Annotated in this window: 20 protein-coding genes; 12 read left to right on the top strand and 8 right to left on the bottom strand. The window is 52.0% G+C overall.

All coding sequences use genetic code 11. The features are described 5' to 3' along the window. Nucleotides 1–183 precede the first annotated feature (183 nt). The 6 genes from prmA to acuI all read right to left on the bottom strand — a co-directional run bounded on the left by prmA (nucleotide 184) and on the right by acuI (nucleotide 6,651). Complete coding sequence (gene prmA / locus QUE74_RS20850; RefSeq protein ID WP_001145840.1) at nucleotides 184–1,065, bottom strand: 50S ribosomal protein L11 methyltransferase; 882 nt, start codon at nucleotides 1,063–1,065, stop codon at nucleotides 184–186. Between the two features lie 11 nt (nucleotides 1,066–1,076). Beyond that, nucleotides 1,077–2,528, bottom strand: coding sequence for a sodium/pantothenate symporter (gene panF / locus QUE74_RS20845; RefSeq protein ID WP_001175690.1), 1,452 nt, complete (start codon nucleotides 2,526–2,528; stop codon nucleotides 1,077–1,079). Then, on the bottom strand, nucleotides 2,518–2,760 hold the full coding sequence (locus QUE74_RS20840) for a YhdT family protein (RefSeq protein WP_000381171.1): 243 nt from the start codon (nucleotides 2,758–2,760) through the stop codon (nucleotides 2,518–2,520). The genes panF and QUE74_RS20840 overlap by 11 nt, the downstream gene beginning before the upstream one ends. A gap of 108 nt (nucleotides 2,761–2,868) precedes the next feature. Beyond that, entirely contained in the window at nucleotides 2,869–4,218 is a 1,350-nt protein-coding gene (gene accC / locus QUE74_RS20835) for an acetyl-CoA carboxylase biotin carboxylase subunit (RefSeq protein WP_000884620.1), read from the bottom strand. Between the two features lie 10 nt (nucleotides 4,219–4,228). Next, a complete protein-coding gene (accB, locus tag QUE74_RS20830; protein ID WP_000354622.1) occupies nucleotides 4,229–4,699 on the bottom strand; it encodes an acetyl-CoA carboxylase biotin carboxyl carrier protein in 471 nt (156 codons plus the stop codon). A gap of 977 nt (nucleotides 4,700–5,676) precedes the next feature. Then, nucleotides 5,677–6,651, bottom strand: coding sequence for an acrylyl-CoA reductase (NADPH) (gene acuI / locus QUE74_RS20825; RefSeq protein WP_001148459.1), 975 nt, complete (start codon nucleotides 6,649–6,651; stop codon nucleotides 5,677–5,679). A 151-nt stretch (nucleotides 6,652–6,802) separates the two neighbouring features. On the opposite strand from acuI, the gene csrD reads away from it, so the two are divergent. The 8 genes from csrD to tldD all read left to right on the top strand — a co-directional run bounded on the left by csrD (nucleotide 6,803) and on the right by tldD (nucleotide 19,287). Beyond that, a complete protein-coding gene (csrD, locus tag QUE74_RS20820) occupies nucleotides 6,803–8,743 on the top strand; it encodes an RNase E specificity factor CsrD (RefSeq protein ID WP_001241406.1) in 1,941 nt (646 codons plus the stop codon). 304 nt (nucleotides 8,744–9,047) lie between these two features. Further along, entirely contained in the window at nucleotides 9,048–10,091 is a 1,044-nt protein-coding gene (gene mreB / locus QUE74_RS20815) for a rod shape-determining protein MreB (protein ID WP_000913396.1), read from the top strand. A gap of 65 nt (nucleotides 10,092–10,156) precedes the next feature. Next, nucleotides 10,157–11,269, top strand: a complete 1,113-nt coding sequence (gene mreC, locus QUE74_RS20810; RefSeq protein WP_000802517.1) for a rod shape-determining protein MreC — start codon at nucleotides 10,157–10,159, stop codon at nucleotides 11,267–11,269. Then, the gene (gene mreD, locus QUE74_RS20805; RefSeq protein ID WP_000179409.1) at nucleotides 11,269–11,757 is read left to right on the top strand and encodes a rod shape-determining protein MreD; all 489 of its coding nucleotides are present in this window, start codon (nucleotides 11,269–11,271) and stop codon (nucleotides 11,755–11,757) included. The genes mreC and mreD overlap by 1 nt, the downstream gene beginning before the upstream one ends. Before the next feature lie 8 nt (nucleotides 11,758–11,765). Continuing rightward, a complete protein-coding gene (gene yhdE / locus QUE74_RS20800) occupies nucleotides 11,766–12,359 on the top strand; it encodes a nucleoside triphosphate pyrophosphatase YhdE (RefSeq protein WP_000203103.1) in 594 nt (197 codons plus the stop codon). Then, entirely contained in the window at nucleotides 12,349–13,818 is a 1,470-nt protein-coding gene (gene rng, locus QUE74_RS20795; protein WP_000123197.1) for a ribonuclease G, read from the top strand. The genes yhdE and rng overlap by 11 nt, the downstream gene beginning before the upstream one ends. Nucleotides 13,819–13,885: 67 nt before the next feature. Next, the gene (gene yhdP / locus QUE74_RS20790) at nucleotides 13,886–17,686 is read left to right on the top strand and encodes an AsmA2 domain-containing protein YhdP (protein ID WP_001253581.1); all 3,801 of its coding nucleotides are present in this window, start codon (nucleotides 13,886–13,888) and stop codon (nucleotides 17,684–17,686) included. A gap of 155 nt (nucleotides 17,687–17,841) precedes the next feature. Continuing rightward, nucleotides 17,842–19,287: a metalloprotease TldD gene (tldD, locus tag QUE74_RS20785; protein ID WP_000055909.1), complete on the top strand. Its 1,446-nt coding sequence runs from the start codon at nucleotides 17,842–17,844 to the stop codon at nucleotides 19,285–19,287. An 81-nt stretch (nucleotides 19,288–19,368) separates the two neighbouring features. Here tldD and aaeR read toward each other — a convergent pair whose 3' ends face one another. After that, the gene (gene aaeR / locus QUE74_RS20780) at nucleotides 19,369–20,298 is read right to left on the bottom strand and encodes an HTH-type transcriptional activator AaeR (protein WP_000440317.1); all 930 of its coding nucleotides are present in this window, start codon (nucleotides 20,296–20,298) and stop codon (nucleotides 19,369–19,371) included. Nucleotides 20,299–20,480: 182 nt separating this feature from the next. Here aaeR and aaeX point away from each other — a divergent pair, with 182 nt between their 5' ends. The 4 genes from aaeX to QUE74_RS20760 all read left to right on the top strand — a co-directional run bounded on the left by aaeX (nucleotide 20,481) and on the right by QUE74_RS20760 (nucleotide 23,961). Next, a complete protein-coding gene (aaeX, locus tag QUE74_RS20775) occupies nucleotides 20,481–20,684 on the top strand; it encodes a p-hydroxybenzoic acid efflux pump operon protein AaeX (RefSeq protein ID WP_000051841.1) in 204 nt (67 codons plus the stop codon). Nucleotides 20,685–20,691: 7 nt separating this feature from the next. Further along, complete coding sequence (gene aaeA, locus QUE74_RS20770) at nucleotides 20,692–21,624, top strand: p-hydroxybenzoic acid efflux pump subunit AaeA (protein ID WP_000854033.1); 933 nt, start codon at nucleotides 20,692–20,694, stop codon at nucleotides 21,622–21,624. 5 nt (nucleotides 21,625–21,629) lie between these two features. Continuing rightward, nucleotides 21,630–23,597: a p-hydroxybenzoic acid efflux pump subunit AaeB gene (aaeB, locus tag QUE74_RS20765; RefSeq protein ID WP_000510927.1), complete on the top strand. Its 1,968-nt coding sequence runs from the start codon at nucleotides 21,630–21,632 to the stop codon at nucleotides 23,595–23,597. A gap of 91 nt (nucleotides 23,598–23,688) precedes the next feature. Next, nucleotides 23,689–23,961, top strand: a complete 273-nt coding sequence (locus QUE74_RS20760) for a barstar family protein (protein ID WP_001029013.1) — start codon at nucleotides 23,689–23,691, stop codon at nucleotides 23,959–23,961. A gap of 55 nt (nucleotides 23,962–24,016) precedes the next feature. Here the strand turns inward: QUE74_RS20760 and yhcN are convergent, their stop codons facing one another. Continuing rightward, complete coding sequence (gene yhcN / locus QUE74_RS20755; RefSeq protein WP_000695690.1) at nucleotides 24,017–24,280, bottom strand: peroxide/acid stress response protein YhcN; 264 nt, start codon at nucleotides 24,278–24,280, stop codon at nucleotides 24,017–24,019. Nucleotides 24,281–24,553 lie beyond the last annotated feature (273 nt).

Here is a 24,553-nt window from a genome sequence, read left to right as displayed (position 1 = left end):
AAAATCATTATATTAGAAAATAGTGACTAAAATTTACACTCCAAGAAATTTGAGTAAGTTCTCAATTTTTCTTTATGAATGAAAATTTTGGCACGCAAATTTGCGTAAATAATCGGCAAATTAACGTGCCTTTTGTGACCTTGCTCGCACTTCGCCTTGCGTCACCATACGGCGATGCGAAAGTTAATTCTTACGACCGGTAATGCGGCACCACTCTTCTTTTTCCACGACCGGGTCCAGAGCGAAGCTGTCGGCATAAGCTTCACAAACGCTCTCTGCCTGGCTTGCCAGAATACCGGAAAGGCCCAGCAAGCCACCTGAAACCGGCAGGACGCTGATTAACGGTGCCAGTTCACGTAATGGGCCTGCAAGGATGTTAGCGACCACCACGTCGGCTTTCATTTCTTCTGGCTGATCTTTAGGTAGGTAGAGTTCCAGACGGTCAGAAACGCCATTACGTTCGGCGTTGTCGCGGCTGGCCTGAATCGCCTGCGGATCAATATCAATACCAATGGCTTTTGCTGCACCCAGTTTCAGCGCCGCGATAGCCAGAATGCCGGAACCGCAGCCAAAGTCGATGACTGTTTTACCGGTTAAATCGAGGCTGTCGAGCCATTGCAGGCACAGAGAGGTAGTTGGATGAGTCCCTGTACCAAACGCCAGACCTGGGTCTAACATTACGTTGACGGCGTTTTCGTCCGGCACATCACGCCAGCTTGGGCAGATCCACAGTCGTTCACCAAAGCGCATCGGGTGGAAATTATCCATCCATTCGCGCTCCCAGTCTTTATCTTCCAGTTGTTCGATTTTGTGCGCGAAGCCTGCGCCGAGCAGCGGATGATTCTCCAGAATCGCCACTACTTCATTCATGTCGGTTTCAGCATCGAACAGACCAATCACATCGGTGTCGCCCCACAGGCGCGTTTCGCCCGGCAGCGGCTCAAATACAGGCGTATCGTGGGTATCCTGAAAAGTGATAGAAACGGCACCCGCTTCCATCAGCGCATCGCTAAGATCTTCCGCGTTCGCGCCGGTAGTGTTCAGTTTCAGTTGGATCCAAGGCATGGCAAAACTCTTTATTTATCAGTAGTCAAAACGGTAGCTTGCGGGACGGATGTACCGAAACGGTTTCCGACCAGGAAAGCCAGCAAACTTAGTAGTAACGAGGGCACGATAGGGTGGAAGCCCAGGTACTGAATATTCAGCGTCGCGAGTACGGCATACAGTACGCCGCCAACGATCATCGCACTTAGCGCGCCTTTGGCGTTGGCGCGTTCCCAGTAAAGACCCAGCACCAGCGGCCACAGGAAAACGGCTTCCAGCCCACCGAAGGCCAGCAAATTCAGCCAGATGATCATTTCTGGCGGCTTCCAGGCGGCAAGCAGCAGCAACGCACCGAGAACCAACGTGATCACCGCCGACATCCGCTTCAGACGCGTCTCGTTTTGCATTTGATCCGGACGGATATTCAGATAGAGATCTTTAATGATCGTAGCGGAACTTTGCAGCAACTGGGCATTGATCGTCGACATGATCGCAGCCATAGGTGCAGCCAGGAAGATCCCGGCAGCAAACGGTGGCAGCACTTTTACCATCAACGTCGGGATCACCAGGTCCGGTACGGTGAGATCGGGGATCACCGCCCGACCTAACGCTCCGGCCAGGTGCATACCGAACATCAGGATTGCGACCACAATCGTACCGATGATGATCCCCCGATGTACGGCTTTGCTGTCTTTATAAGAGATACAGCGCACCGCAGTATGCGGCAGGCCAATAACGCCAAAGCACACCAGCACCCAGAACGACGTCATAAAGGCAGGCGACAGAATATCGTCAGCGCCTTGTGGCGTAACCAGTTGCGGATCGATGGTTTGCAGCGTCTCTACTGCATTGCCTAAGCCGCCAGCAGCATGGACCACGCCAATAAGCAGCACAATGGTGCCAATCAGCATCACCAGCCCTTGCATGGTGTCGTTCAGCACGCTGGCGCGAAAGCCGCCAAAGGCGGTATACAACGCAATGCTGATACCGAAAATCAGCAGGCCGGTTTCATAAGGAATACCCGCCGCGGTTTCCAGCAGGCGCGCACCGCCGATAAACTGCACGGTCATCGCACCAACGAACGCAACCAGCAAACTCAAACTCGCCAGCCATACCAGAAGACGACTCTGGTAGCGGGCAAACAGCATATCGTTCAGCGTCACCGCATTGTAGCGGCGCGCGAGAATCGCGAACTTCTTGCCGAGAATACCGAGCGAAAGCCAGACCGCAGGTAGCTGAATCATCGCCAGCAATACCCAACCCAGGCCGTATTTATAAGCAGCTCCTGGCCCGCCGATAAACGAACTGGCACTGATATAGGTCGCGGTGAGCGTCATCGCCAGCACAATACCGCCCATAGAACGGCTGCCGAGGAAATACTCATTAAGGAAGGTGCCGGTGTTCCGTTTACGCATCGCATAAACTGAAATCCCGAACACCACCACCAGATAGGCGACCAGCGGTAGAATCACTTCAAGCTGCATCGTCATCCTCCAGTGGGATATCGCGATAGATAAATTTCACCATCGCCCAGCACAGTCCAATAAACAGCAGCGGCGTCAGGATGCAGGCCATCTCAAACCAGCGTGGAAAGCCGGTAAAACCGGGGGTAACGCCAGGTAAGTAAGCGGCTACTAACCATACCGCCAGATACAAAAGGGTCAGCCCCAGCGCCCAGCGCGCCTCTTTATGGGCCTGAACAAAACGAGTGTCCATTTTTTGTCCCTGATGGGTGAAGAAAGCGGGGATTGTACCTTATGGGGGTTGTCGATCCCCAGTAATAAAAAAGGCCGGAAAATCCGGCCTTTTGACGCTTTTGCAGTCTTATTTTTCCTGAAGACCGAGTTTTTTCTCCAGATAGTGGATGTTAGTGCCACCATGCTGGAAGTTCTCGTCATTCATGATGCGAATCTGCAGATCAACGTTGGTTTTGATACCATCGATGATCAGCTCCTGCAGCGCATTCTTCATGCGGGCAATCGCCACGTCACGGTTTTCACCGTAGCAAATCAGCTTACCGATCATTGAGTCATAGTACGGCGGTACGGTGTAGCCCGCGTAGATATGAGACTCCCAACGCACGCCAAAACCGCCAGGTGCATGGAAACGGGTGATTTTGCCCGGACTTGGCAGGAAGGTGTTCGGATCTTCGGCGTTAATACGGCATTCCACCGCATGGCCGCGAACGTGAACTTCTTCTTGCTTGATCGACAGTGGCTGACCAGCAGCAATACGCAGTTGTTCTTTGATCAGGTCAACACCGGTGATCATTTCAGTAACCGGGTGTTCTACCTGAATACGGGTGTTCATTTCGATGAAATAGAACTCGCCGTTTTCGAACAGAAACTCGAAAGTACCTGCACCGCGATAGCCGATATCAACACACGCTTTAGCACAACGTTCACCGATGTAGCGACGCAGTTCCGGGGTAATGCCCGGTGCTGGCGCTTCTTCGACCACTTTCTGGTGACGACGCTGCATAGAGCAGTCACGTTCCGCCAGATAGATAGCGTTGCCCTGACCGTCCGCCAGTACTTGGATCTCGACGTGGCGAGGATTTTCCAGGTATTTCTCCATGTAAACCATGTCGTTATTGAAAGCGGCTTTCGCTTCCGCACGGGTCATGGAGATGGATTGCGCCAGTTCAGCGTCGCCGCGTACTACACGCATACCACGACCGCCGCCGCCGCCGGAGGCTTTGATAATCACCGGGTAACCAATGCGTTTTGCAATGGCGCGGTTTTTATCCATATCGTCGCCCAGCGGGCCGTCAGAACCCGGTACGCAAGGAACGCCCGCTTTTTTCATCGCGGCGATTGCGGATACTTTGTCACCCATCAGGCGAATGGTGTCTGCTTTCGGGCCGATGAAGATAAAGCCGGAGCGTTCAACCTGCTCGGCAAAATTGGCGTTCTCGGAGAGGAAGCCGTAACCCGGATGGATTGCTACTGCGCCGGTGATTTCAGCGGCGCTGATGATTGCCGGGATGTTCAGATAACTTTTTACTGACGGAGCAGGACCGATACAGACCGTTTCGTCTGCCAGTAATACGTGTTTTAGATCGCGATCCGCACTGGAGTGCACAGCGACAGTCTTGATGCCCAGTTCTTTACAGGCACGAAGAATACGCAATGCAATCTCGCCGCGGTTGGCAATAACAATTTTATCCAGCATGTTCGCCTCGTTACTCGATGACGACCAGCGGCTCGTCAAATTCTACCGGTTGTCCACTTTCGACCAGAATTGCTTTCACGGTACCGGATTTGTCCGCTTCGATCTGGTTCATCATTTTCATGGCTTCAACGATGCACAGGGTATCGCCCACGTTGACTTTCTGACCCACTTCGATGAACGCTTTTGCGTCCGGGCTTGGGGTGCGGTAGAAAGTACCAACCATCGGGGAACGTACGATGTGACCACTGATTTCCGCTGCTGCTGGCGCTTCCATGGAAGGAACGGTCGCCGGAGCGGCTGCGTTAGATTGAGCTGGCTGCTGCATCATTGGTGCAGCGTAAGCTTGTTGCATCACAGGGAAACTTGCGGCAGGAGCTGCACGGCTGATGCGTACTGACTCTTCGCCTTCTGAGATTTCCAGTTCGGAGATGCCTGATTCTTCAACCAGCTCGATCAGTTTTTTAATCTTACGAATATCCATGAGTGGGTTCCGTACTCTTTGTTTAGTGTGATTGTGACAGGCGTTTCACCGCCGTCTGTAAAGCGTATGCCCCGACAGCTGTATGCATAGCGATAAATTCCAGCAGGCCGGGACGCCGGTCTATTTTGCCCCAGAGTGTCAATGTTAGACTTGACGGACATTGTGCAGCGATCTGCTGCTATCCTCCGGCAAAAAACAAAATATACCTTCGTTGCGCCAATGTCACCTTTTCCGCAGCGCAAAAACTGCGTCAGGGAGGACGAGGTCGCACATTATAACGATTTCGTAGCAATTGGCAGCTAAATACTGGTCTTATCAGGGAAGATAATCAACAGCTAACATGTAAATAACCTTCAACACCGTGTAATTTGCAACAAGCCGCACAATTCACGAAATTAGCGCTATCGTCGACGGAACTTCTTATAACGTAAGGCTAAAAGCTGTAAAGCCAGCTCTGCGAAGATGAGGGGCTGCAATGAGATGATCCTCACAGACCACAAATAATGTAGGGATGTCAGGATCGCGGCAAGATAGACGACATTACGCAGCGGTTGCTGGTGATTACTCAATTTTCACGGCATCGTCTGGATAAACGTGAATGCTAAAGCACGCAAAATCAACAAACTGACAATGCTCAGCATCAAATACGTTCGAGTGGTTAATTTGTAGGCAAATAAAATCAGATTATTCACCCCATGGTACCAGAAATCAGTAACAGGTTAAGCGTAGCGTCGCCCAGGCAAAGCACCATAAACCTAACAGGCGACGGAGGCGTATCAATAATGGCTGTTTAGTGGAGTAACAGTGCGCATCAATTTATGGTCAGTCGAAATCATGACTTTCCAGTTTGGATGATGTTGTACAACTTCATGACCAAGATGTTCGACGAAAGCTGTCCGGCTAACCGCTTTTCCCGTTAACCGATTGAATAATGATTTCAAAATGAGTTCCCTCTCTTATTAATCCTTGCTAAATGGTTAGTTAATCTTCACCAGCGTGCGACCCTGGATCTGGTTATTAATGATGGCTTCGGCAAATTTTGGTGCTTCTGCCAGAGATATCTCTTTTGCTGCCTGGGTATAGAATGATTCCGGTAAATCGGCGACCAGTCGCTGCCAGGCTTGTGCGCGGCGTGCTGGTGGCGTCATCACTGAATCCACCCCCTGTAAACGGACATTACGCAGAATAAATGGCATGACCGTGGTTGGCAGAGTAAAACCACCCGCCAGACCACAGGCCGCCACGCAGCCGCCGTAATTCATTTGCGCCAGCACTTTCGCCAGCACTTTGTCGCCAACGGTGTCAATTGCCCCAGCCCAGAGTTGTTTTTCCAGAGGACGGGATTCGGCAAACTCATCGCGAGGGAGAATACGGCTGGCACCTAAACTTTTCAGATATTCATGGGTACTTTCGCGACCGGAAACGGCAACGACCTGATAACCCAACTTATGCAGCAGCGCCACGGCGGTACTGCCGACGCCACCACTGGCACCCGTTACGACAATCTCGCCGTCCTGCGGGCGAACACCGGCATCTTCCAGCGCCATCACACACAGCATGGCGGTAAAACCGGCAGTACCGATAATCATTGCTTTACGCGCGTCCAGCCCTTGCGGCATGGCAACCAGCCAGTCACCTTTCACTCGCGCCTGCTCCGCCAGCCCACCCCAGTGGTTTTCACCAACGCCCCAGCCAGTGAGTAATACGTCCTGACCGGCATGAAAACGCGGATCTTCGCTGGTGCGTACAGTTCCGGCAAAATCGATCCCAGGAATCATCGGAAAATTACGGATGATTTTTCCCTTACCGGTAATTGCCAGCGCATCTTTGTAGTTCAGGCTCGACCAGTGAACATCAACCGTGACATCGCCCTCCGGCAGGCGACTTTCGTCCAGAGTCTGTACCGATGCGAGAGTTTTGCCGTCCTGCTGTTCTAAAAGTAACGCCTGCATAAGTGGTCCTCATGTGCATGATGGATTGGAAAATAATTTCTGAAGACTATACTCGCTAATGGAAAAGCAAAGCCGATGAAGCGCAATAAATTGCGAGATAAATCTGATTTGCTAGTATGCCCGCTTCCTCACTATCGGAGTTAACACAAGGATGAGATTAACGACGAAATTTTCGGCCTTTGTTACGCTGCTCACCGGGTTAACAATTTTTGTGACTTTGTTGGGCTGTTCGCTAAGTTTCTACAACGCCATTCAGTATAAGTTTAGTCATCGCGTTCAGGCGGTGGCGACGGCGATTGATACCCACCTTGTGTCGAATGACTTCAGCGCATTAAGGCCACAAATTACCGAATTAATGATGTCAGCAGATATCGTTCGTGTAGACCTGCTGCATGGTGATAAACAGGTTTATACCCTCGCCAGAAATGGTAGTTATCGTCCGGTTGGCACCAGCGATCTGTTTCGCGAACTGAGCGTTCCGTTGATAAAGCATCCGGGGATGTCGCTGCGTCTGGTTTATCAGGATCCGATGGGCAACTATTTCCATTCGTTGATGACCACCGCGCCGCTCACGGGGGCGATTGGCTTTATCATTCTTATGCTCTTCCTGGCGGTACGCTGGTTACAACGGCAACTTGCCGGGCAAGAATTGCTGGAAACCCGGGCTACTCGTATCTTAAACGGTGAGCGTGGCTCTAATGTGTTGGGAACCATCTATGAATGGCCGCCCAGAACCAGCAGTGCGCTGGATACGCTGCTTCGTGAAATTCAGAACGCACGCGAACAACACAGCCGTCTTGATACGCTGATCCGCTCTTATGCCGCCCAGGACATGAAAACCGGCCTCAATAACCGACTCTTCTTCGATAATCAGTTAGCAACGTTACTGGAAGATCAGGAGAAAGTAGGTACCCACGGGATCGTGATGATGATTCGTCTACCGGATTTCAATATGTTGAGCGATACCTGGGGGCACAGCCAGGTTGAAGAACAGTTCTTCACTCTGACGAATCTGCTGTCGACATTTATGATGCGCTACCCTGGCGCACTGCTGGCGCGTTACCACCGCAGTGATTTTGCTGCGCTGTTGCCGCACCGGACGTTAAAAGAGGCTGAGAGCATAGCCAGTCAGTTAATCAAAGCCGTCGATACCTTGCCGAACAATAAAATGCTCGATCGCGACGATATGATCCACATTGGTATCTGTGCCTGGCGTAGTGGTCAGGATACCGAGCAGGTAATGGAACATGCAGAGTCTGCCACGCGTAATGCGGGATTGCAGGGCGGCAATAGCTGGGCTATTTACGATGACTCGTTGCCTGAAAAAGGACGCGGTAATGTTCGCTGGCGTACGCTTATCGAGCAAATGCTGAGTCGCGGCGGCCCGCGCCTTTATCAAAAACCTGCGGTTACTCGCGAAGGTCAGGTTCATCATCGCGAACTCATGTGCCGCATCTTCGATGGTAATGAAGAGGTTAGCTCGGCGGAGTATATGCCGATGGTCTTGCAGTTTGGCTTATCGGAAGAGTATGACCGCCTGCAAATCAGCCGTCTTATTCCACTATTGCGTTACTGGCCGGAGGAAAATCTGGCGATTCAGGTTACCGTTGAGTCGCTGATTCGCCCGCGTTTTCAGCGTTGGCTGCGCGATACGTTAATGCAATGTGAAAGATCGCAACGAAAACGCATAATTATTGAACTTGCAGAGGCCGATGTAGGTCAACATATCAGTCGTTTACAACCTGTTATTCGTTTAGTGAATGCTTTAGGGGTGCGGGTAGCCGTCAACCAGGCTGGTTTGACGCTGGTAAGCACCAGTTGGATCAAAGAACTTAATGTTGAGTTACTCAAGCTCCATCCGGGGCTGGTCAGAAACATTGAGAAGCGAACGGAGAATCAGCTGCTGGTTCAAAGCCTGGTGGAAGCCTGCTCCGGGACCAGCACCCAGGTTTACGCCACCGGCGTGCGTTCGCGAAGCGAGTGGCAGACCCTGATTCAGCGCGGTGTTACAGGTGGGCAAGGGGATTTTTTCGCGTCCTCACAGCCACTTGATACTAACGTGAAAAAATATTCACAAAGATACTCGGTTTAACCTGCCGTTTAATCCGTTTTCACGTAGAATAACGCGCGCTGCGTCTCATGGGAGTGTGCTTGTCTGCTCGCCAGATTGTTGCAGCACATATGCAGATGAATGACCTTACGCGGTTGCAAACAGGCGAGGAATGCTGCTGATGCATTAAGCCTTTCTGGACTCAGGCAGAGATTTGTAACAAAGGAAACGAACTGCACTAATTTTCACCGTAGCAGATGATTTTTGCGCCTTGTCGCTGCTGCGTGTGGTTGGTAAAGTAAGCGGATTTTCTTTTCCGCCCCAGCTTTCAGGATTATCCCTTAGTATGTTGAAAAAATTTCGTGGCATGTTTTCCAATGACTTGTCCATTGACCTGGGTACTGCGAATACCCTCATTTATGTAAAAGGACAAGGCATCGTATTGAATGAGCCTTCCGTGGTGGCCATTCGTCAGGATCGTGCCGGTTCACCGAAAAGCGTAGCTGCAGTAGGTCATGACGCGAAGCAGATGCTGGGCCGTACGCCGGGCAATATTGCTGCCATTCGCCCAATGAAAGACGGCGTTATCGCCGACTTCTTCGTGACTGAAAAAATGCTCCAGCACTTCATCAAACAAGTGCACAGCAACAGCTTTATGCGTCCAAGCCCACGCGTTCTGGTTTGTGTGCCGGTTGGCGCAACCCAGGTTGAACGCCGCGCAATTCGTGAATCCGCGCAGGGCGCTGGTGCCCGTGAAGTCTTCCTGATTGAAGAACCGATGGCTGCCGCAATTGGTGCTGGCCTCCCGGTTTCTGAAGCGACCGGTTCTATGGTGGTTGATATCGGTGGTGGTACCACTGAAGTTGCTGTTATCTCCTTGAACGGCGTGGTTTACTCCTCTTCCGTGCGCATTGGTGGTGACCGTTTTGATGAAGCTATCATCAACTATGTGCGTCGTAATTACGGTTCTCTGATCGGTGAAGCCACCGCAGAACGTATCAAGCATGAAATCGGTTCGGCTTACCCGGGCGATGAAGTCCGTGAAATCGAAGTTCGTGGCCGTAACCTGGCAGAAGGTGTTCCACGCGGTTTTACCCTGAACTCCAACGAAATCCTCGAAGCACTGCAGGAACCGCTGACCGGTATTGTGAGCGCAGTAATGGTTGCACTGGAACAGTGTCCGCCGGAACTGGCTTCCGACATCTCCGAGCGCGGCATGGTGCTCACCGGTGGTGGCGCACTGCTGCGTAACCTTGACCGTTTGTTAATGGAAGAAACCGGCATTCCAGTCGTTGTTGCTGAAGACCCGCTGACCTGTGTGGCGCGCGGTGGCGGCAAAGCGCTGGAAATGATCGACATGCACGGCGGCGACCTGTTCAGCGAAGAGTAATCGGATACAGGCAGGGGAAGCGTCTGTTTACCCTGCCTGGTCTGATACGAGAATACGCATAACTTATGAAGCCAATTTTTAGCCGTGGCCCGTCGCTACAGATTCGCCTTATTCTGGCGGTGCTGGTGGCGCTCGGCATTATTATTGCCGACAGCCGCCTGGGGACGTTCAGTCAAATCCGTACTTATATGGATACCGCCGTCAGTCCTTTCTACTTTGTTTCCAATGCTCCTCGTGAATTGCTGGATGGCGTATCGCAGACGCTGGCCTCGCGTGACCAACTAGAACTTGAAAACCGGGCGTTACGTCAGGAACTGTTGCTGAAAAACAGTGAACTGCTGATGCTTGGACAATACAAACAGGAGAACGCGCGTCTGCGCGAGCTGCTGGGTTCCCCGCTGCGTCAGGATGAGCAGAAAATGGTGACTCAGGTTATCTCTACGGTTAACGATCCTTATAGCGATCAAGTTGTTATCGATAAAGGTAGCGTTAATGGCGTTTATGAAGGCCAGCCGGTCATCAGCGACAAAGGTGTTGTTGGTCAGGTGGTGGCCGTCGCTAAACTGACCAGTCGCGTGCTGCTGATTTGTGATGCGACCCACGCGCTGCCAATCCAGGTGCTGCGCAACGATATCCGCGTAATTGCAGCCGGTAACGGTTGTACGGATGATTTGCAGCTTGAGCATCTGCCAGCGAATACGGATATTCGTGTTGGTGATGTGCTGGTGACTTCCGGTCTGGGCGGTCGTTTCCCGGAAGGCTATCCGGTGGCGGTTGTCTCTTCCGTAAAACTCGATACCCAGCGCGCTTATACTGTGATTCAGGCGCGTCCGACTGCGGGACTGCAACGTTTGCGTTATCTGCTGCTGCTGTGGGGCGCGGATCGTAACGGCGCTAACCCGATGACGCCGGAAGAGGTGCATCGTGTTGCCAATGAACGTCTGATGCAGATGATGCCGCAGGTATTGCCTTCGCCAGACGCAATGGGACCAAAGTTACCTGAACCGGCAACGGGGATCGCTCAGCCGACCCCGCAGCAACCGGTGACAGGCACAGTTGCTCCGGCTGCTACTGCGCCTGCTGCGCCGACACAGCCTGCTGCTAATCGCTCTCCACAAAGGGCTACGCCGCCGCAAAGTGGTGCTCAACCGCCTGCGCGTGCGCCGGGAGGGCAATAGTGGCGAGCTATCGTAGCCAGGGACGCTGGGTAATCTGGCTCTCTTTCCTCATTGCGCTGTTGCTGCAAATCATGCCCTGGCCGGATAACCTGATTGTTTTCCGGCCAAACTGGGTGTTACTCATCTTGTTGTATTGGATCCTGGCCTTGCCTCATCGCGTAAATGTGGGCACAGGTTTTGTGATGGGTGCCATACTGGATCTGATCAGCGGCTCGACGCTTGGCGTACGCGTATTGGCGATGAGCATCATTGCTTACCTGGTGGCGCTGAAATACCAGCTTTTCCGCAACCTCGCATTATGGCAGCAGGCGCTGGTCGTCATGTTGCTTTCGCTGGTGGTGGATATTATTGTTTTCTGGGCAGAGTTTTTAGTGATTAACGTCTCTTTCAGACCGGAAGTGTTCTGGAGTAGTGTAGTCAATGGAGTGCTCTGGCCGTGGATTTTCTTGCTGATGCGTAAAGTCCGTCAGCAGTTTGCAGTGCAATAAAGGTTTCTATGACTTCTCTGTATTTAGCTTCCGGTTCTCCGCGTCGTCAGGAGTTACTTGCGCAACTTGGCGTGACCTTTGAACGTATTGTTACGGGCATTGAGGAGCAGCGTCAGCCGCAGGAGAGCGCGCAGCAATATGTTGTGCGTCTGGCGCGCGAGAAAGCACAGGCGGGTGTCACGCACACGGCGCAGGATCTCCCGGTGCTGGGGGCGGATACTATCGTTATCCTGAATGGAGAAGTGCTGGAGAAACCGCGCGACGCAGAACATGCGGCGCAGATGTTGCGCAAATTATCGGGCCAGACCCATCAGGTGATGACGGCAGTGGCGTTGGCCGACAGTCAGCACATTCTCGATTGCCTGGTGGTCACCGATGTGACGTTCAGAACGTTAACAGACGAAGACATCGCGGGCTATGTCGCCAGCGGAGAACCGTTAGATAAAGCAGGTGCATACGGTATTCAGGGGTTGGGTGGCTGTTTTGTCAGGAAGATAAATGGCAGCTACCACGCCGTAGTCGGCTTACCGCTGGTTGAAACGTATGAATTATTAAGTAATTTTAACGCACTGCGTGAGAAAAGGGATAAACATGACGGCTGAATTGTTGGTAAACGTAACGCCTTCGGAAACGCGAGTGGCGTATATTGATGGCGGTATTCTGCAGGAAATTCATATTGAACGTGAGGCGCGACGCGGAATAGTAGGCAATATCTACAAGGGTCGTGTAAGTCGTGTACTTCCGGGTATGCAGGCGGCTTTTGTAGATATTGGGCTGGATAAAGCCGCGTTTCTTCATGCATCCGACATCATGCCGCATACTGAGTGTGTGGCGGGTGAAGAGCAAAAGCAATTCACGGTGCGCGACATCTCGGAACTGGTCCGTCAGGGGCAAGATCTGATGGTGCAGGTGGTGAAAGATCCGCTTGGTACTAAAGGTGCGCGCCTGACCACCGATATCACTCTGCCATCTCGCTATCTGGTTTTTATGCCAGGTGCTTCTCATGTTGGGGTTTCCCAACGTATCGAAAGCGAATCCGAACGTGAACGCCTGAAAAAAGTGGTCGCAGAGTATTGCGACGAGCAGGGCGGGTTTATCATCCGTACAGCAGCGGAAGGGGTTGGCGAGGCTGAACTGGCTTCCGATGCCGCTTATCTGAAACGTGTCTGGACCAAAGTTATGGAGCGTAAAAAGCGCCCGCAGACCCGTTATCAGCTGTACGGCGAACTGGCGTTGGCGCAGCGTGTTCTGCGTGATTTCGCTGACGCCGAGCTGGACCGCATTCGCGTTGACTCGCGCCTGACTTACGAAGCATTGCTGGAGTTTACTTCGGAGTACATTCCCGAGATGACCAGCAAGCTGGAGCATTACACCGGACGCCAGCCGATTTTCGATCTCTTTGATGTCGAAAACGAAATCCAGCGAGCGCTGGAACGCAAAGTAGAACTGAAATCCGGTGGTTATCTGATTATCGACCAGACCGAAGCGATGACCACCGTGGACATCAATACCGGAGCGTTTGTCGGTCATCGCAATCTGGACGACACCATTTTCAATACCAATATTGAAGCGACGCAGGCTATCGCTCGCCAGTTACGGTTGCGCAATCTGGGCGGGATTATCATTATTGATTTCATCGACATGAATAATGAAGATCACCGTCGCCGCGTGTTGCATTCGCTGGAGCAGGCGTTGAGCAAAGACCGGGTGAAAACCAGCGTTAATGGTTTTTCGGCGCTGGGGCTGGTGGAGATGACGCGTAAACGCACCCGCGAAAGCATTGAGCACGTACTATGTAACGAATGCCCAACCTGCCACGGTCGCGGAACGGTGAAAACCGTGGAAACGGTATGCTATGAAATCATGCGCGAGATTGTTCGTGTACACCATGCTTACGATTCCGACCGTTTCCTGGTCTATGCTTCTCCGGCAGTAGCCGAAGCCTTGAAAGGCGAAGAGTCACACTCGCTGGCGGAAGTGGAAATTTTCGTTGGCAAACAGGTTAAAGTACAAATTGAACCGCTCTATAACCAGGAGCAGTTTGACGTCGTAATGATGTAAACAGATGCTGGGCCGCCATCCGGCAAAGGGTTTTTGAGTCACATTTTTAGCAGACAAGGAGTGACGGGTGAGGCGATTGCCGGGGATTTTACTGCTTACTGGAGCCGCGCTCGTTGTGATCGCTGCCCTGCTGGTTAGCGGCCTGCGTATTGCTTTACCGCATCTTGACGCCTGGCGTCCGGAAATCCTTAACAAAATAGAATCCGCGACTGGCATGCCGGTAGAAGCCAGTCAGCTCTCAGCCAGCTGGCAGAATTTTGGCCCGACGCTTGAAGCACACGACATCCGTGCAGAACTAAAAGATGGCGGCGAATTTTCGGTTAAACGCGTTACGCTGGCGCTGGATGTCTGGCAAAGCCTGTTACATATGCGCTGGCAGTTTCGTGATCTCACTTTCTGGCAGCTGCGCTTTCGCACCAACACTCCTATCACCAGCGGTGGTGGTAATGATAGCCTGGAAGCCAGTCACATCAGCGATCTGTTTCTTCGTCAATTCGACCATTTCGATCTCCGTGACAGCGAAGTCAGTTTCCTGACGCCATCCGGTCAGCGTGCTGAGCTGGCGATTCCACAACTCACCTGGCTAAACGATCCACGTCGACACCGTGCGGAAGGCCAGGTAAGCCTCTCCAGCCTTACCGGACAGCACGGCGTGATGCAGGTGCGCATGGATCTGCGTGATGACGAAGGGCTGTTAAGCAACGGTCGTGTCTGGCTCCAGGCGGATGACATCGACCTGAAGCCGTGGCTGGGTAAATGGATGCAGGACAATATTGCGCTGGAAACGGCACAGTTCTCCCTTGAAGGCTGGATGACGATCGATAAAGGCGATGTAACCGGCGGCGACGTCTGGCTGAAACAGGGCGGTGCCAGCTGGTTGGGTGAGAAGCAAACGCATACGCTGTCGGTGGATAATCTGACTGCGCACATTACGCGTGAAAATCCGGGCTGGCAGTTCTCTATTCCCGATACACGGATCACGATGGACGGTAAACCCTGGCCGAGTGGAGCATTGACGCTGGCCTGGATACCGGAACAGGACGTTGGCGGCAAAAACAATAAACGCAGTGACGAACTTCGGATTCGCGCCAGTAATCTGGAGTTGGCTGGACTGGAAGGCATACGCCCGCTGGCCGCGAAACTTTCACCTGCGTTGGGTGAGGTTTGGCGCGCCACACAACCGAGCGGCAAGATAAACACGCTGGCGCTGGATATCCCGCTTCAGGCAGCAGACAAGACCCGTTTTCAGGCATCGTGGAGCGATCTGGCCTGGAAGCAATGGAAATTATTGCCAGGTGCGGAACACTTCTCCGGGACGCTTTCCGGCAGCGTAGAAAATGGTTTGCTTACCGCGTCGATGAAACAGGCGAAGATGCCTTACGAAACGGTATTCCGTGCACCACTGGAAATCGCCGACGGCCAGGCAACTATAAGCTGGCTGAACAATGACAAAGGTTTCCAGCTGGATGGGAGTGATATTGACGTTAAAGCCAAAGCCGTCCATGCGCGCGGCGGTTTTCGTTACCTGCAACCTGCTAACGATGAACCCTGGCTGGGTATTCTGGCTGGCATCAGTACCGATGATGGTTCACAAGCCTGGCGCTATTTCCCGGAAAACTTGATGGGTAAAGACCTGGTTGATTACTTAAGTGGCGCGATTCAGGGCGGTGAAGCGGATAACGCGACGCTGGTTTATGGTGGCAATCCGCAACTCTTCCCCTATAAACACAACGAAGGTCAGTTTGAAGTGCTGGTGCCGCTGCGCAACGCGAAGTTTGCCTTCCAGCCGGACTGGCCTGCATTAACTAACCTTGATATTGAACTGGACTTTATTAACGACGGTTTATGGATGAAAACCGATGGCGTTAATCTGGGCGGCGTGCGCGCGAGTAATCTCACCGCAGTGATCCCTGACTACTCGAAAGAAAAACTGCTGATTGACGCTGAAATTAAAGGTCCGGGTAAAGCCGTTGGCCCTTACTTTGATGAGACACCGCTGAAAGATTCTCTGGGTGCGACCCTGCAAGAACTCCAGCTCGACGGCGATGTGAATGCTCGCTTACATCTTGATATCCCGCTGAACGGCGAACTGGTAACCGCGAAAGGTGATGTGACGCTGCGTAATAACAGTCTGTTTATCAAACCACTCGACAGCACCCTGAAAAATTTGAGCGGTAAATTCAGCTTTATCAATGGCGATCTGCAAAGTGAACCACTGACAGCAAGCTGGTTTAATCAGCCGTTGAACGTGGATTTTTCCACCAAAGAAGGGGCAAAGGCCTACCAGGTCGCGGTGAATCTCAACGGTAATTGGCAACCAGCGAAAACCGGCGTTCTGCCTGCAGCGGTGAACGAAGCATTGAGTGGCAGCGTGGCGTGGGATGGTAAAGTGGGCATTGTTCTGCCTTATCATGCTGGCGCGACGTATAACGTAGAGCTAAACGGTGATCTGAAGAATGTGAGCAGTCACTTACCTTCACCGTTAGCCAAACCCGCTGGCGAATCGCTGCCGGTTAACATTAAGGTCGATGGCAACCTCAATAGCTTTGAATTAACCGGACAGGCTGGTGCGGATAACCATTTCAATAGCCGCTGGTTGCTCGGTCAAAAGCTGACGCTCGACCGTGCTATTTGGGCGGCAGACAGTAAAACGCTCCCGCCGTTGCCGGAACAAAGTGGTGTTGAACTCAATATGCCGCCGATGAATGGTGCCGAGTGGCTGGCCCTGTTCCAGAAAGGTGCGGCGGAGAGTGTCGGTGGTGCAGCGAGTTTCCCACAACACATAACGTTACGTACGCCTATGTTGTCGCTGGGAAATCAGCAATGGAATAACCTGAGTATTGTTTCGCAACCGACGGCAAATGGCACCCAGGTTGAGGCGCAAGGGCGTGAAATCAACGCCACGCTGGCGATGCGTAATAACGCGCCGTGGCTGGCGAATATCAAATATCTTTATTACAACCCGAGCGAGGCGAAAACTCGTGGTGATTCAACGCCGTCATCACCTTTCCCGACAACGGAGCGCATTAACTTCCGTGGCTGGCCGGACGCACAAATACGATGCGCAGAGTGCTGGTTCTGGGGGCAAAAATTCGGTCGTATTGACAGTGATCTCACCATTTCTGGCGATACATTAACGCTGACCAATGGACTGATTGATACCGGTTTTTCGCGGCTCACTGCCGATGGTGAATGGGTTAACAATCCGGGAAATGAACGCACCTCGCTGAAAGGAAAACTGCGCGGGCAGAAAATTGATGCCGCCGCAGAATTTTTTGGTGTCACGACGCCCATACGCCAGTCGTCATTTAATGTGGATTACGATTTACACTGGCGCAAAGCACCCTGGCAGCCAGATGAGGCGACGTTGAATGGCATCATTCATACTCAACTGGGTAAAGGCGAAATTACCGAAATCAATACCGGACATGCCGGGCAATTGCTGCGCTTATTGAGCGTAGATGCCCTGATGCGTAAGCTGCGTTTTGATTTCAGAGACACTTTTGGCGAAGGGTTCTATTTTGACTCTATTCGCAGCACCGCGTGGATTAAAGACGGCGTTATGCACACCGACGACACGCTGGTGGATGGCCTGGAAGCGGACATCGCTATGAAAGGGTCGGTAAATCTGGTACGTCGCGACCTGAATATGGAAGCGGTTGTCGCACCAGAGATTTCTGCGACGGTGGGTGTGGCTGCGGCCTTTGCGGTTAACCCCATTGTTGGCGCGGCAGTGTTTGCCGCCAGTAAAGTGCTGGGGCCGCTGTGGAGCAAAGTCTCCATTTTGCGCTATCACATTTCGGGTCCGCTGGACGATCCGCAAATCAACGAAGTGTTGCGCCAACCGCGTAAAGAAAAAGCGCAATGATTTGACGAGGGCGCGTAATTGCCCCAATCTCATATGATAATCGTTGCCAAAGGCCAACGAGCCGGAACATAACCGTAGGCCGGATAGGGCGTTCACGCCGCATCCGGCAGCCGTAAAAAATCCTCTACTGCAGTAACTAACGAGTAGCAAAAACGATGAGTCTGAACCTGGTAAGTGAACAATTGCTAGCGGCGAACGGCCTGAAACATCAGGACTTGTTCGCGATCCTCGGTCAACTGGCCGAACGTCGCCTTGATTATGGCGATCTCTATTTTCAGTCGAGCTATCACGAATCCTGGGTTTTAGAAGACCGCATTATTAAAGATGGTTCTTACAACATCGATCAGGGTGTTGGTGTGCGTGCAATCAGCGGTGAAAAAACCGGATTTGCTTACGCAGACCAAATCAGCCTGCTGGCGCTGGAACAGAGTGCGCAAGCGGCGCGCACCATCGTCCGTGATAGTGGTGATGGCAAAGTACAGACGCTGGGCGCGGTAGAGCATAGCCCGTTGTATACCTCGGTAGATCCGCTGCAAAGCATGAGCCGTGAAGAGAAGCTGGATATCCTGCGTCGAGTCGATAAGGTTGCCCGCGAAGCGGACAAGCGCGTACAGGAAGTGACTGCCAGCCTCAGCGGCGTTTATGAATTAATTCTGGTTGCGGCCACCGACGGCACGCTGGCGGCGGATGTCCGTCCGTTGGTGCGTCTTTCCGTGAGCGTTCTGGTCGAAGAAGATGGCAAACGCGAACGCGGTGCCAGTGGCGGCGGCGGTCGTTTTGGTTATGAGTTCTTCCTTGCCGATCTCGACGGTGAAGTCCGTGCGGATGCGTGGGCAAAAGAAGCAGTGCGTATGGCGTTGGTCAATCTTTCTGCCGTTGCTGCACCAGCGGGCACCATGCCGGTAGTACTTGGCGCAGGTTGGCCGGGCGTGCTGTTACATGAGGCGGTGGGTCACGGTCTGGAAGGCGACTTCAACCGCCGTGGTACTTCGGTCTTTAGTGGTCAGGTCGGGGAGTTGGTGGCTTCAGAACTGTGTACCGTGGTTGATGACGGCACGATGGTCGATCGCCGTGGTTCGGTGGCGATTGATGACGAAGGTACGCCAGGCCAGTACAACGTGCTGATTGAGAACGGCATTCTGAAAGGCTACATGCAGGATAAGCTCAACGCGCGTTTGATGGGAATGACGCCGACTGGCAACGGTCGCCGTGAATCCTACGCTCATCTGCCGATGCCGCGTATGACCAACACCTATATGCTGCCGGGTAAATCGACCCCGCAGGAAATTATTGAATCCGTTGAGTACGGTATCTATGCACCGAACTTTGGTGGCGGTCAGGTGGATATTACATCCGGCAAATTCGTTTTCTCCACCTCAGAAGCGTATCTGATTGAAAACGGTAAAGTAACGAAGCCGGTGAAAGGCGCGACGTTGATTGGTTCCGGTATCGAAACCATGCAGCAGATTTCGATGGTGGGCAATGACTTGAAACTGGATAACGGCGTAGGTGTCTGTGGTAAAGAAGGGCAGAGTTTGCCGGTTGGCGTGGGCCAGCCAACGTTGAAAGTTGATAACCTGACTGTTGGCGGTACCGCGTAATCTATCCAGGCAGGTAAGCGCCGCATCAGGCATTGGTTGCCGGATGCGGCATAAACGCCTTATCCGGCCTCCGCACATGAACTACTTCTCTTTCCCGCGCCCGTGCATCTCCTGAAACAATTTACCGACCTCAACAAAATAATCCGTTAGCGAGTTGATCACGACTTGTACCTTCAGCGGCAGCTTATCTTTTTCGGTATATAACGCATAAACCGGGCGTGGATCTGACTGGTAACGTGGTAGCAGGATCTCGAGTTCCCCGCGATTGATCTCGTTGATCACCCACATCAGCGGCACGTAGGCGATCCCAGCGCCTGCAGTCAGCCAGCGCACCAGCGTCATCGGATCATTAGTCACAAATCTCCCTTGCGGGATCAGGCGAGTCGAGATCCCTTCCGGTGCGATCAGTTCAAATTCATTGTCGGGTCGCACGCTGTATTCAAGCCATGAGTGACTACTTAAATCGGCGGGTTTTTCCGGTATGCCGTATTGTGTGAGATAACTTTTTGCGGCGCACACCACCATTGGCATCGCGCCCAGACGGCGGGAAAACAGGCTGGAATCTTGCAACGCGCCGACGCGGATCACCACATCCAGACCGTCGGCAATCAGGTCGGGGGCAGGAATTCCGGTAACCAGATTAACGCTCAAACCTGGGTATTCTTTCAGCATCTTGGCTGTTAGCCCGGCGAGAACATTTTGTGCCATAGTTGAAGAACAGCCAATGCGCAGCGTCCCGATGGGGGTGTTATTGAAGGCATACAGTTGCTCATGAACATCCTGCACTTCATGAAGCATCCGACGGCAGCCCTGGTAGTAAATTCTACCGGCTTCGGTCAGGCCAATGCTGCGTGTGCTACGGTTTAACAGCTTTACCTGCAACTCATCTTCCAGTTTTGACACCGTCTGACTGATGGACGAAACGCTCATCTGTAGCTGTCTGGCGGCGGCGGTAAAAGAGCCAAATTCAACTACTTTGGCAAACACCGACATGCGTTTTAGTCGTTCCATTATTCACTCTGACTTAAAAGTGATTTAGATCACATAATATAGATAACAGCATAACAGTTACGTTAATATATTAAATATCAATCTACAGCAATGTTGCTCTCGCCCGGCTTTCCATGCCCTTCTCTGCGGCGACAGATGCTGAAAATAATAACGCCTGCTCTCTCTATACAACCAAGGTCAACATGAGTCTGTTTCCCGTTATCGTGGTGTTTGGGCTGTCCTTCCCACCGATATTTTTCGAATTGCTTTTATCACTGGCGATTTTCTGGCTGGTGCGCCGGGTACTTGTGCCAACAGGTATCTACGACTTTGTCTGGCATCCGGCGTTGTTCAACACCGCGCTCTATTGCTGCTTGTTTTATTTGATATCGCGACTGTTCGTTTGAGGTTGAAGTGAAAACACTAATAAGAAAATTCTCCCGTACGGCCATCACGGTCGTATTAGTCATTCTGGCCTTCATCGCAATTTTTAATGCCTGGGTCTATTACACCGAATCCCCGTGGACGCGTGACGCGCGCTTTAGCGCTGACGTCGTTGCGATCGCGCCGGACGTTTCTGGACTCATTACCCAGGTGAATGTTCATGATAACCAGCTGGTGAAAAAAGGACAGGTACTGTTCACCATCGACCAGCCGCGTTATCAAAAGGCGCTTGAGGAAGCGCAAGCCGATGTTGCTTATTATCAGGTACTGGCACAGGAGAAACGCCAGGAGGCCGGACGTCGTAACCGTCTCGGTGTGCAGGCGATGTCTCGCGAAGAGATCGATCAGGCCAACAACGTACTACAAACGGTTCTGCATCAGTTAGCGAAAGCGCAGGCGACCCGCGATCTGGCAAAACTGGATCTTGAACGCACGGTGATCCGCGCGCCAGCAGATGGCTGGGTGACCAACCTCAACGTCTATACCGGTGAGTTTATTACCCGTGGATCAACGGCGGTTGCGCTGGTGAAACAGAACTCCTTCTATGTACTGGCCTATATGGAAGAAACTAAGCTGGAAGGGGTGCGCCCTGGGTATCGTGCAGAGATCACGCCGCTTGGCAGTAACAAAGTGCTGAAAGGGACTGTTGATAGTGTTGCTGCTGGGGTCACCAACGCCAGCAGCACGCGTGACGACAAAGGGATGGCGACCATCGACTCTAACCTTGAATGGGTGCGTTTGGCGCAACGTGTTCCGGTTCGTATTCGTCTCGACAACCAGCAAGAGAACATCTGGCCTGCGGGCACCACTGCTACAGTGGTGGTCACTGGCAAACAAGATCGCGACGAAAGCCAGGATTCGTTCTTCCGTAAAATGGCCCATCGCCTGCGTGAGTTTGGTTAATCACGATGGGTATTTTCTCCATTGCTAACCAACATATTCGCTTTGCGGTAAAACTGGCGACCGCCATTGTACTGGCGCTGTTTGTTGGCTTTCACTTCCAGCTGGAAACGCCACGCTGGGCGGTACTGACAGCGGCGATTGTTGCCGCCGGTCCGGCCTTTGCTGCGGGAGGTGAACCGTATTCTGGCGCTATTCGCTATCGTGGCTTTTTGCGCATCATCGGCACATTTATTGGCTGTATTGCCGGACTGGTGATCATCATTGCGATGATCCGCGCACCATTATTGATGATTCTGGTGTGCTGTATTTGGGCCGGTTTTTGTACCTGGATTTCCTCGCTGGTACGAATAGAAAACTCCTATGCGTGGGGGTTGGCTGGTTATACCGCGCTGATCATTGTGATTACCATTCAGCCGGAACCGCTTCTTACGCCGCAGTTTGCCGTCGAACGTTGTAGCGAGATCGTTATCGGTATTGCGTGTGCAATTATGGCGGATTTGCTCTTTTCTCCGCGATCGATCAAACAAGAAGTGGATCGAGAGCTGGAAAGTTTGCTGGTCGCGCAATATCAATTAATGCAACTCTGTATCAAGCATGGCGATGGTGAAGTTGTCGATAAAGCCTGGGGCGATCTTGTGCGACGCACCACGGCGTTACAAGGTATGCGCAGCAACCTGAATATGGAATCTTCCCGCTGGGCGCGGGCCAATCGACGTTTAAAAGCGATCAATACGCTATCGCTGACGCTGATTACCCAATCCTGCGAAACTTATCTTATTCAGAATACGCGCCCGGAATTGATCACTGATACTTTCCGCGAATTTTTTGACACGCCGGTAGAAACCGCGCAGGACGTCCACAAGCAGCTCAAACGCCTGCGGAGAGTTATCGCCTGGACCGGGGAACGGGAAACGCCTGTCACCATTTATAGCTGGGTCGCGGCGGCAACGCGTTATCAGCTTCTCAAGCGCGGCGTTATCAGTAACACAAAAATCAACGCTACTGAAGAAGAGATCCTGCAAGGCGAACCGGAAGTCAAAGTAGAGTCAGCCGAACGTCATCATGCGATGGTTAACTTCTGGCGAACCACACTTTCCTGCATTCTGGGGACGCTTTTCTGGCTGTGGACGGGCTGGACTTCCGGCAGTGGTGCAATGGTGATGATTGCGGTAGTGACGTCACTGGCAATGCGTTTGCCGAATCCACGCATGGTGGCGATCGACTTTATTTATGGGACGCTGGCGGCGCTGCCGTTAGGGCTACTCTACTTTTTGGTGATTATCCCTAATACCCAACAAAGCATGTTATTGCTGTGTATTAGCCTGGCAGTGCTGGGATTCTTCCTTGGCATTGAAGTACAGAAACGGCGATTGGGCTCGATGGGGGCGCTGGCCAGCACCATAAACATTATCGTGCTGGATAACCCGATGACTTTCCATTTCAGTCAGTTTCTCGACAGCGCATTAGGGCAAATCGTCGGCTGTGTGCTCGCGTTCACCGTTATTTTGCTGGTGCGGGATAAATCGCGCGACAGGACTGGACGTGTACTGCTTAATCAGTTTGTTTCTGCCGCTGTTTCCGCGATGACTACCAATGTGGCACGTCGTAAAGAGAATCACCTCCCGGCACTTTATCAGCAGCTGTTTTTGCTGATGAATAAGTTCCCAGGGGATTTGCCGAAATTTCGCCTGGCACTGACGATGATTATCGCGCACCAGCGCCTGCGTGATGCGCCGATCCCGGTTAACGAGGATTTATCGGCGTTTCACCGGCAAATGCGCCGCACAGCAGACCATGTGATATCTGCCCGTAGCGATGATAAACGTCGTCGGTACTTTGGCCAGTTGCTGGAAGAACTGGAAATCTACCAGGAAAAGCTACGCATCTGGCAAGCGCCACCGCAGGTGACGGAACCAGTACATCGGCTTACGGGTATGCTCCATAAGTATCAACATGCGTTGACCGATAGTTAAGTCAAAACCGACGCCAAAAGCGTCGGTTTTTTCATGGCTATACTTAGCAATGAACGGCAGAACTCGCCGCGAAACGTGACGGTGGCAACAGATGAATATTTATACCTTTGATTTTGATGAGATTGAGAGTCAGGAGGATTTTTATCGCGACTTTAGCCAAACCTTTGGTCTGGCAAAAGATAAAGTACGCGATCTCGACTCTCTATGGGATGTGTTAATGAACGATGTCCTGCCGCTACCACTTGAGATTGAATTTGTTCATCTGGGAGAGAAAACGCGTCGCCGTTTTGGCGCGTTAATATTGCTGTTTGATGAGGCAGAGGAAGAGCTGGAAGGGCATTTGCGTTTTAATGTTCGTCATTAGCGCAAAAAAAAGCCCCCGAACCGGGGGCAATATCGTCGGACAAGACGATGAGGGTTTATTTGTACAGTTCAGCCGTAGCGTGCCAGGTGTCACCGCTACGAGCTTCAGTAATCTGGTAGGCCGTTGCGCCTTTCTCTTCCGCTTTTTTGTTCAGCATTTCACGCATATCCATTGGCGAAGACGCCACACCACTTACGGATACGGTCCCGATTGCTTCACGATTTTGTGCTTGTGCAGCATCAATGGAGTCGGCAGCGAATGCACCGAAAGAGAGAACAGAAAGTACGCTTAATGCAGCAACAGTGGTTTTGATTTTCATGATTTTTACCTCGACATAATCTTTTAGCTGGGCCTTTGTTTCGTGACCCATATCACAAAATCAAGTATACACTAATTATTGAACTAATTAATACCACGCTAACTGTTTCAGTTGATACTAAGTGTTAAAAGTGTGAGTTTTAATAACAAAAAAGAATTAAAAACACGGTTATTTATTATTAATTCTATTATTTTCAATTAGATAATGAATTTTGCATAATGTGCTTTTTTTAACTCATGTATTCATTATGTGAATGATATGTCGCGTTAAAAC

Source organism: Escherichia sp. 10290 (assembly GCF_030295155.1).
Taxonomy (GTDB): Bacteria; Pseudomonadota; Gammaproteobacteria; order Enterobacterales; family Enterobacteriaceae; genus Escherichia; species Escherichia coli_F.
The sequence above is the reverse complement of the archived record's forward strand: the minus strand, read 5'-3'. Positions and strand labels throughout refer to the sequence as shown.